General features: G+C 71.6%; 13 protein-coding genes. 7 read left to right on the plus strand and 6 right to left on the minus strand.

Annotation, left to right across the window (positions count from 1 at the left end; all coding sequences use genetic code 11):
* Window positions 1–56 precede the first annotated feature (56 nt).
* The 4 genes from EV139_RS07575 (at window position 57) to EV139_RS07590 (ending at window position 4,412) form a co-directional block, all read left to right on the plus strand.
* Window positions 57–1,688: a thiamine pyrophosphate-dependent enzyme gene (locus tag EV139_RS07575; protein ID WP_130453721.1), complete on the plus strand. Its 1,632-nt coding sequence runs from the start codon at window positions 57–59 to the stop codon at window positions 1,686–1,688.
* A gap of 2 nt (window positions 1,689–1,690) precedes the next feature.
* On the plus strand, window positions 1,691–2,716 hold the full coding sequence (locus tag EV139_RS07580; RefSeq protein WP_241988990.1) for a C-terminal binding protein: 1,026 nt from the start codon (window positions 1,691–1,693) through the stop codon (window positions 2,714–2,716).
* Between the two features lie 198 nt (window positions 2,717–2,914).
* Complete coding sequence (locus tag EV139_RS07585; RefSeq protein ID WP_130453722.1) at window positions 2,915–4,012, plus strand: pirin family protein; 1,098 nt, start codon at window positions 2,915–2,917, stop codon at window positions 4,010–4,012.
* 91 nt (window positions 4,013–4,103) lie between these two features.
* Window positions 4,104–4,412, plus strand: coding sequence for a GNAT family N-acetyltransferase (locus tag EV139_RS07590; RefSeq protein ID WP_130453723.1), 309 nt, complete (start codon window positions 4,104–4,106; stop codon window positions 4,410–4,412).
* A gap of 304 nt (window positions 4,413–4,716) precedes the next feature.
* Here EV139_RS07590 and EV139_RS07595 read toward each other — a convergent pair whose 3' ends face one another.
* Together EV139_RS07595 and EV139_RS07600 are read right to left on the minus strand one after the other, a co-directional pair.
* A complete protein-coding gene (locus tag EV139_RS07595; protein WP_130453724.1) occupies window positions 4,717–5,496 on the minus strand; it encodes an SDR family oxidoreductase in 780 nt (259 codons plus the stop codon).
* A complete protein-coding gene (locus EV139_RS07600; RefSeq protein WP_130453725.1) occupies window positions 5,493–6,146 on the minus strand; it encodes an SDR family oxidoreductase in 654 nt (217 codons plus the stop codon). The genes EV139_RS07595 and EV139_RS07600 overlap by 4 nt, the downstream gene beginning before the upstream one ends.
* An 86-nt stretch (window positions 6,147–6,232) precedes the next feature.
* Between EV139_RS07600 and EV139_RS07605 the strand changes: the two genes are divergently transcribed.
* Both EV139_RS07605 and EV139_RS07610 read left to right on the plus strand, forming a co-directional pair.
* Complete coding sequence (locus EV139_RS07605) at window positions 6,233–6,736, plus strand: MarR family winged helix-turn-helix transcriptional regulator (protein ID WP_130453726.1); 504 nt, start codon at window positions 6,233–6,235, stop codon at window positions 6,734–6,736.
* A gap of 14 nt (window positions 6,737–6,750) precedes the next feature.
* Entirely contained in the window at window positions 6,751–7,581 is an 831-nt protein-coding gene (locus EV139_RS07610) for an SDR family oxidoreductase (protein WP_130453727.1), read from the plus strand.
* A gap of 73 nt (window positions 7,582–7,654) precedes the next feature.
* Here EV139_RS07610 and EV139_RS07615 read toward each other — a convergent pair whose 3' ends face one another.
* The 3 genes from EV139_RS07615 to EV139_RS07625 all read right to left on the minus strand — a co-directional run bounded on the left by EV139_RS07615 (window position 7,655) and on the right by EV139_RS07625 (window position 11,278).
* Window positions 7,655–8,140: a PACE efflux transporter gene (locus tag EV139_RS07615; RefSeq protein WP_241988991.1), complete on the minus strand. Its 486-nt coding sequence runs from the start codon at window positions 8,138–8,140 to the stop codon at window positions 7,655–7,657.
* Window positions 8,141–8,375: 235 nt separating this feature from the next.
* The gene (locus tag EV139_RS07620; RefSeq protein WP_130453728.1) at window positions 8,376–9,005 is read right to left on the minus strand and encodes a CueP family metal-binding protein; all 630 of its coding nucleotides are present in this window, start codon (window positions 9,003–9,005) and stop codon (window positions 8,376–8,378) included.
* Window positions 9,006–9,067: 62 nt separating this feature from the next.
* The gene (locus EV139_RS07625) at window positions 9,068–11,278 is read right to left on the minus strand and encodes a heavy metal translocating P-type ATPase (RefSeq protein WP_130453729.1); all 2,211 of its coding nucleotides are present in this window, start codon (window positions 11,276–11,278) and stop codon (window positions 9,068–9,070) included.
* Window positions 11,279–11,514: 236 nt separating this feature from the next.
* Here EV139_RS07625 and EV139_RS07630 point away from each other — a divergent pair, with 236 nt between their 5' ends.
* A complete protein-coding gene (locus tag EV139_RS07630; protein ID WP_130453730.1) occupies window positions 11,515–12,213 on the plus strand; it encodes a hypothetical protein in 699 nt (232 codons plus the stop codon).
* Here EV139_RS07630 and EV139_RS07635 read toward each other — a convergent pair.
* A complete protein-coding gene (locus EV139_RS07635; RefSeq protein ID WP_130453731.1) occupies window positions 12,210–13,247 on the minus strand; it encodes a TAXI family TRAP transporter solute-binding subunit in 1,038 nt (345 codons plus the stop codon). The genes EV139_RS07630 and EV139_RS07635 overlap by 4 nt on opposite strands.
* Window positions 13,248–13,303: the final 56 nt, after the last annotated feature.

Consider the following 13,303-nt stretch of genomic DNA (forward strand, 5'->3'; position numbering starts at 1 on the left):
CCAGGTGGGGCCGGTTTTTTCATCCCACACGCACCACACAGAACTTGAGGAGCATCATGCAGACCACACCAAAGCGCACGACCGGCTGGGTCGTCATTGAGACACTCCGCGGCTACGGCATCGACACGGTCTTCGGGATCCCCGGCACCCACAACCTCGAGTTCTACCGCCCGCTCGACGCGCTCGGCGTCCGCCCCGTCACCACGCGCCACGAGCAGGGCGCCGGCTACGGCGCCGACGGCTGGTCGCTGCAGACCGGCCTGCCCGGCGTGGTCATCACCACGAGCGGCCCCGGGCTACTCAACGCGCTCTCGGCCGCGGGCACCGCGTACTGCGAGTCGCGCCCCATGATCCTGCTCTCCCCCGGCCCGGCCATCGGCTCGGAGTTCGCCGACGTGGGCACCCTGCACGAGACGAAGGATCAGCTCAGCGCCGCGTCCGCGATCGTGGAGTGGGGCCGCCGAGTGCAGACCGCCGAGGAGGCCGTCGAGGCGATCCACGACGCGTTCGCGCTGTTCGCCACCACCCGCCCGCGCCCCGTCTACATCGAGGTGCCCCTCGACGTGCTTGAGCACGAGACCACCATCTCAGCCGAGCTCACCGCACCGCGCAGCGCCGCACCCATCGCAGCGGCGGACGCCGCGGCGCTCGCGCAGGCGGCCACCCTGCTCGCGGCCGCACAGCGCCCCGCGATCCTCGCCGGCGGCGGCTCACGCGCCGCGAGCGCCGAGCTGCGCGCGCTCGCCGAGCGGATCGGCGCCCCCGTGGTCACCACCCTCAACGCGAAGGGCGTCCTCGACGAGGCGCACCCGCTCGCCGTCGGGTCGAGCCTGCGCCTCGACGCCGGCCGCCGGGTGGCGCAGGACGCGGACGTGCTCCTGATCGTCGGCTCAAAGCTCGGCGAAGCGGAGCTCTGGGTCCCCGAGCTCGCCGCGACCGGCAGCGTGATCCGGATCGACCTGCTCGAGTCGCAGATCACCAAGAACCACCGGGCCGACGTGGGCCTCGTGGGCGACGCCGCGGCGACCCTCGCCGCTCTCACCGCCGAGCTGGGCGCCGGGGAGCCCCGCGACCTCGCGGGCGCGATCGGCGCCGTGAGCCAGGCCCGCGCCGCCGTGCGCGCCGAGTCGTTCGAGCTCTCCGAGCCGAACACCGCCCTCGCCGAGACCATCGCCGCCGCGCTGCCCGCGAACGCGATCGTCGCGACCGACTCGTCGCAGATCGCGTACTGGGGACTCCTCAATACCCTCCGCGTGGCCGAGCCCAACTCCACGCCGTACATGGCCACCTACGCGACCCTCGGCTACGGTCTCCCCGCCGCCCTCGGCGCTCGCATCGCGGCGCCCGAGCGCCCCGCGTTCGCCGTGGTGGGCGACGGCGCGCTGATGTTCTCGATGAACGAGTTCATCACCGTCGTTGAGCAGCGCGAGGACGTGACCGTGATCGTCGTCGACAACGGCGGCTACGCCGAGATCAAGCAGAACGAGCTCGACGCGGGGATCGCGCCCGTCGGCGTCGACCTCGTGCAGCCGAACTGGGCGGCCGTCGCCGACGCGTTCGGCGGCACCGGGCGTCGCGTCGCCGACGCGGCCGAGCTCGAGGCGGCCGTCGCCGCGGCAGCCGCGAACGGCGGCCTGCAGCTCATCCACATCGACCAGGCGACGTTCGCCGTCGCGCAGGGGGCATAACCGTGACGCACACCGCTGACACCACCGGAACCATCGACACGAGCGGCACCGCCCGTCCCGTCGCCGTCTACACCGACGTCGAAGACACCGATCCGGCAATCGGGATCGACCTGCTCGAGGCCGCCGGCTTCGAGGTGCGCGTGCTCGGCACCCGCGACCCCGCCGAGATCGTTGCGGGCGCCGCCGACGCGACCGTGCTGCTGCCGGGCTACGCCTCGGTGACCCGCGAGATGATCGAGGCGATGCCGCAGCTGCGCATCGTGGCGCTCATGTCAATGGGCTTCGACTACGTCGATCTCGACGCCGCGACCGAGCACGGCGTGTGGGTCACCAACGTGCCGGGCGCCGCGACCGAGGAGGTTGCCACCCACGCGCTCGCGATCCTGCTCGCTGCCACCCGCCAGCTCGGCTTCTACCAGGCATCGGCCCGCCCGGGCACGTGGAACGACCGCGCCACCACGCCGCCGCCGCGCCTCAGCGAGACCACGCTCGGCATCATCGGCCTCGGCAAGATCGGCCGCGAGCTCGTGCGCCTTGCCCGCCCGCTGTTCGGTGAGGTCGTCGGCTACGATCCGATGCTGCCGGACACCCCCGAGATCCGCGCCGACCTCGACGCGCTCGGCGTGCGGCGCACCTCGCTCGAGGACGTGCGCCGCAGCGCGAACGTGCTGTCGCTGCACCTGCCGCTCACCCCCGAGACCGAGCACATGATCGACGCGGCGTTCATCGCCGAGATGCCCGCCGGGGCCGTGCTGGTCAACGTGTCGCGCGGCGCGCTCATCGACCACGTCGCCCTCGCCGCCGCGCTCGACGCCGGCCAGCTCTCCGGCGCGGCGCTCGACGTGCTCGAGACCGAGCCGCCGACCGCCGACCACCCGATGCTCGGCCGCGACGACGTGGTGCTCACCCCGCACATCGCCTATTTCTCGGCGCGCACCGAGATTGAGTACGTGCGGATCCAGGCCCAGAACGCGGTGACGCTGGCCCAGACCGGGGCGCCCGACTCCCCCGTGAACCGCCCGGCGTAGCGCCCGCGCTCGGGTTCGTGGCCCGCGGTCGGGTTCGTGCCCGCGGTCCGCGCTCGAGTTCGCGCAGGAAATCCTCGCTCAGGCGGACGGAACCCTCGGTTTCCGTCCGCCTGAGCTCGTTTCTCCTGCGTGAGTGCGCGCGCCGTGGCACACTTGGATCGGGGGCGGGCGATCCGTCCGCGCCGGGGAGGATGGGCCATGAGTAATCCGGATCAGCACCCGGAAGCAACCGTCTGCGCGGCCTCGCCCGACGGCGGCACCGAGCTGCAGCTGATTGAGCCGCGCGAGGTCCCGCTGGGCGGCCTCCGCGCCATGACCGTGCGCCGCACGCTGCCCCAGCGGGCGCGCTCGTTCATCGGCGGCTGGTGCTTCGTCGACCACTACGGCCCGGACGACGTGTCGGTGACGGGCGGCATGGACGTGCCAGCGCACCCGCACATCGGGCTGCAGACCGCGAGCTGGCTCTTCGCCGGCGAGATCGAGCACCGCGACAGCGCCGGGTTCCACGCCATGGTACGACCGGGCGAACTCAACCTCATGACCGCCGGGCGCGGGATCAGCCACTCCGAGCGCTCCACCCCGGGCACGCGGGTGCTCCACGGCGTGCAGCTCTGGATCGCGCTGCCCAGGCACGCCGCGGATACCGCGCCGACGTTTGCGCACTACGAGCCGCCGCTGCTGCACGGGCCGGGCTGGGTGGGTCAGGTGTTTCTCGGCGCCCTGCTCGGGGCGCAGTCGCCAGTCGAGACGCACTCGCCGCTGCTCGGCGCCGAACTGCAGCTCAGTCCCGGCGCGGTGCTCGACCTCGACGTGGACCCGTCGTTCGAGCACGGCGTGCTCGTGGACCACGGGGACGTGACCCTCGCGGTTCCGGCGGCGGGCGTGCCGGCGGACGTGCCGGCGGGCACGGAGGCGGACCCGGCGCCGCTCGCGCTCGCCCCGGATCAGCTCGGCTTCGCCCCGACCGGCGCCGCCGCTCTGCGGCTCACGGCCGGCCCCGGCGGTGCGCGGCTCATGCTGCTCGGCGGCGAGCCCCTCGGCGAGCAGCTGATCATGTGGTGGAACTTTGTGGGCCGCAGCCACGAAGAGATCGTGCAGGCCCGCGCCGATTGGCAGGCGCGCGTCGCGTTTGCCGGCGTTGGCGACCCCTCGGGCGACGAGGCCGCCGCCCCCGCCCCCGCGGCGCCACCGGTCACCGCCGATCCGGATCGCTTCCGCCTTCCGGAGCACGAGCCGGCTCCGCCGCTGCCGGCGCCCGCCGCACCGATCGCGCGCCTCGTGCCGCGCACCCAGTGACCCCGACGCCTGTGCCCCAGCCCGGTCACCCGTGGCCCCGGAGCCCGGCAACAACCCCAGCAGTTCCGTGATCCAGGCAGTAAGGAGCCCCATGACCGAACAGATCCTCGTCGCCCACGAGCCCGAACGATCGCGCTACGTGGTCACCGTCGACGGCGCGCTCGCCGGTTTCGCCGAGTACCGCTCGCGCTCGGGCGGCAGCGTCCGCGACTTCACGCACACCGAGATCGACCCGGCGTTCGGCGGCCGCGGACTGGGCGGCACGCTGGTCTCGGCGGCGCTCGCCGGCACGCAGCGGGCCGGGCTCACGATTGTCCCGCACTGCCCGTTCGTCGCCGCCTGGCTGCGTCGGCACCCGGACTTCGCGGGCGAGGTCGCCTGGCCCGAGGGCGCGGCGTAGGACGCCGGGGCCGCGCGGCGCCCCGTGCTCCCGCGCTGCCTCGCGCGGCCCCGGCCCCTGCCACGGCCCCGCCCCGCCCCGCCCCCCGCCCCGGCCCGCCCCGCCCCCGAGTGGAGCCAAAAGCCCCCTTCACGAGTAGCGAAGGGGGCTTTTCGCTCCACTCGGGGCAGGATTGGCACGGGCGCGGGCACGGGCGCGGGCACGGGTGCGCGCGGGCACGGGTGCGCGCGGGCACGGGCGCGGGCGCACGGGAGCACACGCAGGCGCACGCGCACAAGCACCCGCGCGCCCGCGCGCCCGCGAACTAGCCGCGCGGGCCGCCGGCCACGTAGAGCACCTGGCCGGAGACGAATCCACTGCGCGGGCTCGCGAAGAACGCGACCGCGTTGGCGATGTCCTCCGGGCTCCCCACGCGGCGCACGGCGGTCGCCGCCGCCTCGCGCTCGACGAGCTCGTCAAAGCCAATCCCGAGCCGATCCGCCACCGAGCGGGTCATGTCGGTCACGGTGAACCCCGGGGCGACCGCGTTGGCGGTGACGCCGAACCTGCCGAGTTCGAGTGCGAGCGTCTTCGTAAAGCCCTGCACGCCGGCCTTCGCGGTGGAGTAGTTCGCCTGGCCGGCGTTGCCGAGGGCCGACGTGCTCGAGAGGTTCACGATCCGCCCCCACCGCTCGGCCACCATGAACGACTGCACTGCGCGACTCATGAGGAATGCCCCGCGCAGGTGCACACTCATGATGGTGTCCCAGCTCTCCACCGACATCTTGAAGAGCAGATCGTCGCGGAGCACTCCGGCGTTGTTGACGAGGATCAGTGGCGGCCCGAGCCGCTCGGCCACCCCGGCGACGACCGCCTGCACGCTGGCCTCATCACTCACATCGCACCCGAAGACCGCCGCCTCGCCCCCGGCGTTGCGGATCAGCTCCTCGGTCTCGAGCGCCCCGTCCGCGTCGACGTCGCAGAGCGCCACCCGCTCGCCGCGCCCCGCGAGCTCGCGGGCGATCGCCCGGCCGAGCCCGCGCGCGGCGCCGGTGACGATCGCGCTGCGCGGGTGCGGGTCCTCGGCGTCGTCGAGCTGGGTCACGCCCCCGCCTCGGAGAGCGCCGCCTCGATCGGGGTATCCCCGTCGATGAAGCGGATCGTGCGGTGCACGGTTCCCGGGTCGGCGAGCGTGGCCGCGATCACTGCGGCGACGTTTGCGCGCGACACCTCGGCGGACTCCGCCGCGGCCGTGTCGATCTTGCCCGTCCCGGGCTCGGCGGTGAGGGCGCCCGGCCCGAGCACCGTCCAGTCGAGTCCGGTGCCGCGCAGGTGCTCGTCGGCGGCGGCCTTCGCCTCCGCGTAGGTGAAGAACGAGTTCGCCGGATCAACGCCGTGATCCGGCCCGGCCCCGAAGTAGGACACCATCACGAAGCGGGGCACCCCGGCGAGTGCCGCGGCGGTCATGGTGCGGATCGCGGCGTCCTGGTCCACCGCCGTGGTGCGTGCCGGGTCGCCTCCGCCGGCGCCGGCCGACCACACCACCGCGTCGTGCCCCACGATGAGCTCGGCGAGCTCGTGCGCGTCGAGCTGCTCCACGTCGGCGACGTGCGGGGCGGCCCCGGTCTCGGCCACCTCGGCCGCGTGGTCCGGGTTGCGGATCACTGCGGTGACCTGGTCACCACGCGCGGTGAGGAGCGGTTCGGTGAGGAGTGCGACGCGGCCGTGGCCGCCAAAGAGAATGATGCGTGCCATGTTCTCCACCATATGCCGGTTCAAGTCTGAGAGAAAGAGCACCCAAGTAGTTGCCTCGGGCAACCAATGAGGCGTATGGTGCAGGTATGGACGATGCAGACGGGGTACCAGCGGGGGTCGAATCCGGCACCCGGGACGACGGCCACGACACCGCGGCGACCCTCATCGCACTCACTCGCCTCGTCTCACTCTGGTCAACGATTGACTATCAGCAGAGCATCGCGGCCGCGAGCCACGTGCGACTCGACCCATCCGCGGTGCGCGCGCTCTACGTGCTCGGGCGCGAGGGCGGTACCGCCACGCCGAGCCAGGTCGCCGCGGAACTCCGCCTCAGCCGCCCCTCAACCTCGAAGATTCTCGGCCGGCTCTCAGACGCGGGACTCATGCAGCGGGCGCCCAGCACCCGCGATCGCCGCTCAGTGAGCGTGTCGCTCACCCCCCTCGGCGAGAGCCGCTTCGCCGAACTCTTTGGGGCCGGGATCAGCATGATCGACACCGCGACCGCGGCGTGGGATCCGGCCGACCGGCGCGCACTCAACCAGCTGCTCCCCCGCCTCATTACCAGCCTCATCAGTACCCCTCCCCAGTGAAAGGACCACCCACAATGTCACGCACCTACGTCGTCACCGGCGCCGCTTCCGGCATCGGCAAGACCACCACGCAGATCCTCCGCGATGCCGGCAACACGGTCATCGGCGTCGACCTGAAGGGCGTCGAGGTCTCAGGAGACCTCTCGTCACGCGAGGGCCGTCTCGCGGCCGCAGCCGCAGCAACCGAGCTCGCCGGCGGCACCGTCGACGCGGTCATCGCCTGCGCCGGGCTCTCGATCCCCAAGCCGATCACCGCCTCGGTGAACTACTTCGGCATGACCGAGTTCCTCGACGCGATGCAGCCGGCGCTGGCTCGCGCCGCGGCCCCCCGCGTCGCACTGATCTCCTCGGTCGCGTCGCTGCAGCCGACCGCGCCGCCGCTCGTCGACGCACTGCTCAGTGACGACGAGGCCGCCGCGACGGCACTCGCCGAGCAGCTCGCGGCCGATCCGCAGACCGCGAACCTCATCTACTCGTCGTCGAAGCAGGCGATCTCGCGCTGGGTACGCCGTGAGGCCCCGAGCGCGCGCTGGGCTGGCGCCGGCATTCCCGTGAACGCCGTGGGACCGGGCACCGTCGTGACCCCGATGACGAAGGATCTGCTCGCCAGCGAGGAGGGCCGCAAGCTCGTCGATACCGCAGTGCCGATGCCGCTGAACTCGCACCAGGGCCCGGAGAGCATCGCGAACCTGCTGATCTGGCTCACCTCGGAGCAGAACACGCACTGCTGCGGCCAGACCATCTACTGCGACGGCGGCGCCGACGCAGTGCTCCGCGGCGAAGACGTCTGGTCGTGGAACGAGACCGGAATCCGTGAGACCTTCGCGGAACTCATGGGCGCATAGCTCGCGCGGTCACCACACGCGCGTGCCCGGGGCGGGGCCACTGAGGCCGCCGCCCCGGGCACGCGCGTTGGTGTTAGTGCGCCGCCGCGCGCGCGGAGGCCGGGAGCCCGAAGACGCGGTCAAACGCCCAGGTGTAGCCGAGCGTGAACACGAGGAAGAAGACCAGCAGGCCCGACTCGATGACCAGCGCTTCGAGCAGGCTCACGTGCAGCATGAGCGCGACGAGCGGGATCGTGAACAGCAGCACGCCGCCCTCGTACCCGATCGCGTGGAGCGCGCGCGCACGCGCTCCGCGGCCGGTGGCACCACTGCGGCGCTCAAGTGCCTCGAAGATGGTGTTCCAGACGTAGTTCCACGCGGTCGCGGTGGTGGACACCAGGATCGCGGTGAGCGTCGATTCGCCGCCGCTGTGGCCGAGGAGCGCGCTCAGCACGAACACCGTGAAGAGCACGCTGAGCCCCTCGTAGCCCGCGACAAACGTCACGCGGCGAAGCACGGGGCGAGCCTGGAAGAACCGGAGCTCTGGGGTGGCGGGAAGGGTGTGGCCAATGGTGGTCACGGGTATCACTCCAACAACTGACTGCCGGTCGCGGAGGAGCTCGTGTGAACCCGCCTCGAAGCACGCGATTACGACAGTGGTTGAAGCTTAGCACAACGGAATCCGTTGATTTCTGCGAGTTTCATGACCTTTCGCTCACTATGCAGCATTGATCCCCACCCGACCTCTGCCCCAAACTAACCCCGGCGCGTGCGACGAAGGACCGTGCGGCGAAGGGGCCACTCCCCGCGCCACGCTAGGCCGCGGCCGCGCGCAACTGCAGCGTCGTGAGGCAGGTCGGGTCGTCGGCTCCAGTGCGCACGGTCTGCGTGCCAGCGTCGCCGTCGACGGTCATGGTGACCGTAAACTCGCCACCGCGGGGCAGCCAGACCCCAACGAAGCCGTTGTCGGCGGTGTGGACCGCGCGATCCACCACCACGTCACCCGTGGCGGCGTCGGTCACGAGCAGCTGCGCGGCAACGTCGCGCAGCTCCCCGAGGCAGGAGGTTGGCACGTGGAACGTGCACGGGTGCGTCTCGGTGCGGTACGGGGCGACAGAGAGGTAGAACTGATCCGCCGCGATCGGCACGACAAGCTCACCCGGCTGGTCCGGCTGCACCCGCACCTCGCTCGGCATGATTGAGGCGGTGAGCTCCGCCGGGCGCTCCGCCACGGGGAGGGCGTCGAGCCCCTCGGCGAGCGCGACCGGGTCGCTCGCATCGAGCCCGAGTCCAGCGAGGATCTCGTGCGTCTCAGTGACGCTCCCGGCAGCGCGCGGAGCCTCCTCCGCGACCGGGGAGGCCGTGGCACACCCGGCAAGGATGAGCACTGCGGCGAGTGCGGGGGCGAGGATGGCGGGGCGCAGGCGCGCACGAGAGATACCCATACCCGGTATCGTGCCAGTGCCGCCTGTGGGCAAGCTGCGCCAGGCCCCGCCCCGCCTCATCGCTACGCCCTCGGTGCGCCGAGGATCTCCCGGGTAACCACGTCGGGCCGGAGGTCGAGCCGCCGCAGCAGCTGCGCGTTGAGCGCCACCACCACGGTCGACAGCGACATCAGCACCGCCCCCACCGACATCGGCAGCACGAAGCCGATCGGGGCGAGCACGCCGGCCGCGAGCGGCACGGAGATCAGGTTGTACCCGGCCGCCCACCACAGGTTCTGCCGCATCTTGCGGTATGCCGCGTGCGAGAGCTGGATCACCGAGATCACCGAGCGCGGGTCGTCGCTCGCGAGAATCACCCCGGCCGAGGCGATGGCCACGTCCGTGCCGGCCCCGATCGCGAGCCCCACATCGGCCTGGGCGAGCGCGGGCGCGTCGTTCACCCCGTCGCCGACCATCGCGACGCGGTGCCCCTCGCGTTGCAGCTCCTGCACCTTCGCGGCCTTGTCCTCCGGTCGCACGCCGGCGAAGACACGGTCGATGCCGAGTTCGGCGGCCACGGAGTGCGCAACCGCGGGCGCGTCGCCGGTGATCATGACCACCTCGACCCCGAGCTTGTGCAGCGCGGCAACGGCGTCGCGAGACTCGGGCCGGATCTCGTCGCTCAGCGCGAGCGCGCCAATCACGGCGCCGTCGCGGAGTACGTGCAGGATGATCGCACCGCGCTCCCGCCACGCGTCGGCGGCCGGCAGCTCGGTGGCACCCTCCTCCTCAAGCAGGTAGGGGCCACCCACACGAATCACCGCGCCGTCGACCGTCGCGGTCACGCCGACCGCGGGCGACGAAGCAAAGTCGCTCGCGGGCCGCAGCGCGAGGTCACGGTCGGACGCGGCGCGCACGATCGCCTTCGCGAGCGGGTGCTCACTCGCGTGCTCGGCGGCCGCGGCGAGCGCCAGCACGTCCGCCTCAGTCCAGTCCCCGACGGTCACGAAGTCAGACACGGTCGGCTCGCCCTTCGTGAGCGTGCCGGTCTTGTCGAACAGCACCGCGTCGACACTGCGCATGCTCTCGAGCGCCAGCCGATCCTTCACGAGCACGCCGCCGCGCGCCGCGCGCTCGGTGGCGATTGATACGACGAGCGGGATCGCAAGACCCAGCGCGTGGGGGCACGCGATCACGAGCACGGTGATGGTGCGCACCACGGCGTCGTCCGGAAGACCGGCGATGCTCCAGGCGATTGCGGTGATGATCGCGGCACCAAGCGCGAACCAGAACAGCCACCCGGCCGCCGTGTCGGCAAGCCGCTGGGCGCGGGAGGACGAGTTTTGGGCATCGGTCACGAGCCGCTGGATGCCGGCGAGCGCCGTGTTGTCACCGGTCGCGGTCACCTCGATGCGCAACCCGGAGTCGGTTGCGACGGTGCCCGCGGTGACGCGATCGCCGATCTCGCGCGTCACGGTGCGCGACTCGCCCGTGACCATCGACTCATCCATCGCAACGCGGCCGTCGACGACCGTGCCGTCCGCGGGCACGCTGCCGCCCGGACGCACCACGACCACGTCGCCGACGCGCAGCTCAGCCGGGGCGACCGTGACGATCTGGTCGCCCTCAACCCGCTCCGCGGTGTCGGGGAGCAGCGCGGCGAGCGAGTCGAGCGCGGAGGTGGTCTGCGCGAGTGAGCGCATCTCGACCCAGTGGCCGAGCAGCATAATCACGATCAGGAGCGCCAGCTCCCACCAGAAGTCGAGCTGATGATCGAGAATCCCGAGGCTCGACCCCCACGAGGCAAGGAACGCGACGGTGATCGCGAGCCCAATGAGCAGCATCATGCCGGGCTTGCGCGCCCGGATCTCCTGCACCGCGCCGACCAGGAATGGGCGACCGCCCCACACGTACATGACCGTGCCGAGCACCAGGGAAACCCAGGGCAGGCCGGGGATGTCGGGCAGCGTGTAGCCCAGGATCATCGCGAACATTCCCGACAGCGCCGCGGTGGGGATGGCGAGCACCAGCATGATCCAGAACAGTCGCCGGTACTGCGCGACGTGCCCCTCGTGTCCGCCGGCGTGATCGCCGTGCCCGTCGTGGCCGCCGTGCCCCTGGTGGGCGTCGTGGCCCGCATGATCACCGTGATCGTCGTGATCCTGGTGGGCATCGTGCCCCGCGTATCCGGCGGGGTCCGCGAGCGCGGTGTGATCAGCGTGCGCGTCGCGATCAGCGTGCGCCAAGTGCGCGTCGTGCCCCGCGTGCGCGTCGTGCGCCTGTGAGCGATCCATCGGAACATCCTCTCCGCCCCACACACGCGGAGCTTCCACACCCATAACCCTATACCCCCCAGGGGTATTCCCGCTCAGCGACATACGTTGCATTTCTCCTGTTCGCGACACACTACCTCGGGCAAAGCCCCGTCGTCCAGGGTGCGCAGCGCCGGGCCGAGCCTGCCCCGGACCGGGATACAGTTGCGAGAACGGGGCCGCAGCGTGCAACGCCCCGCGAGCGAAGGAGCGGCAGCGTGAGTCGTCACACCGAGCGTCGACAGCGAATCCTGCGAACCGCGGGAATCATCGGCGCGTTCGTGGTCATCGCGGTGATCATCTGGATCGACATCGCCACTGGGATCTGGCAGCAGGTCGTGATCCTCTCGGGGCTCGCCGCCGGCCTGGTCACGTTCTTACTCACGGTGCTCGTGGTGGACCGGGCGGTCGCGCGGGCGACCGAGCGGCGCTGGGCGCCCGTCACGCGGCTCGCGCTCACTGAGTTTTTGCACGGGCTCGCCGACGAGGACCGCAGCGAGATCGCGCGCGGCAGAGTCATCGCCCGCGCGCTCCCAGTCCCGGGGCCCGAGGCCACACCCGCGGAGCTGCGCGAACTGCGCGAGCTCGTCGTCACTGAGCGCAGTAGGCTCACTGAGTCGCTCAGCCGGTGGGTCGAGTTCCTCTCTTCGAGCGGCGACAACGAAACCGCTCTCCGCCACGTCGCGGGGATCGCCCTGGCCCTCGACCGGATTCGCGACGCCGCCCTTGAGCAGGAGGAGCACCCCACGGCGGCCGGCCACGCCGCGCTCCACACAGAGGTGTCAGCGAGCAACGCGCGCTTCGCTGAGCTGACCGCCGAACTTGAACAGCTCCTTGCCGCGGACGCCGCCGAGGCGCGCCGCTCGGCGGCGCAGACTTGGCCCGCGGCGGGACACCCGCCGCGGGCCGGCTCCTAGCCTGCCACGAGTTCTTCCAGCGCGCGCTTCGCGCCGGCGTTCAGGGGCACCGGATCGGTCTCGAGCGCAGTTTCAGGATCGAGCTCCTCTGCCGCGGAATGGACCTCGGCGAGCGCTTCCTCGTTGCTCCACACCGTGCGCACGATCGCGCAGGCCGTCTCGTCGTTGAAGTCGTCGCGCACGAGCAACATGTTGGCGACCACAATCGTCGGCACGTCGTCGTCGAGGCCGTAGGTGTCCGCAGGGATCTCGCCCCGGGTGTACACGGGGTTCATCTTCTGCATCGTGTCGAGCACGGGGGTGATGTCGATGAACTCGACGGTGTCGGCGTTGGTAGTGAAGAGCTCGGTAATGTTCGGGGTGGGCAGCCCGCCCGACCAGAAGATCGCGTCGAGCGTACCGTTGACGAGCCCGTCGACGCTCGTCGAGAGATCGAGGCGCTGCGCGCTTACGTCGGTCTTCGAGTCGAGCCCGGCGGATTCGAGCAGCCGCAGCGCGATCACCTCGGTCCCAGATTTCGGGGACCCGGTCGACACGGTCTTGCCGCGCATGTCCTCGAGCGAAGAGATGTTCGCGCCCTTGCGCACGATCACCTGCGTGTAGTTCGAGTGGATCACCCCGAGCGCCTCGATCGGCTGCTCCCCGTCGAACACGCCGCGCCCCGCCACCGCGTCGGCGGCGGTGTCGGCGAGCGAGAACGCGACGTCGTAGTCGCCGTTGACGAGTTGCTCCACGTTCTGGACCGACGCGCCCGTCTCCGCCGCCGTAGCGCGCAGCGGCGTCTCCGCGCTCAGCAGGTTGGTGATGGCTCCCCCGAGCACGTAGTACACGCCCGTCGAGTTGCCGGTCGCCACGGCGAGCTTCTGCTCGGGTGCCTCGCAGCTGCCGGCCGCGGGTGTCCCGGCGGCACTGTCGGTGTCGCCGCCGCGCTGTACTTGCCCGCCGCACGCGGTAAGCGCGAGTGCGGCGATTGCGAGCGACGCGACGGCGAGCGCCGCGCGGCGTCGGCGCGGAGTGAGTGTGGTGGTGTGCATAGTGCTGCTCCTTTGGTAGTGTTCCTGCGAATCGTCGGGGTGGTCTGGTGCGCACC

The sequence above is a fragment of the Leucobacter luti genome (assembly GCF_004217175.1).
Lineage (GTDB): Bacteria > Actinomycetota > Actinomycetes > Actinomycetales > Microbacteriaceae > Leucobacter > Leucobacter luti.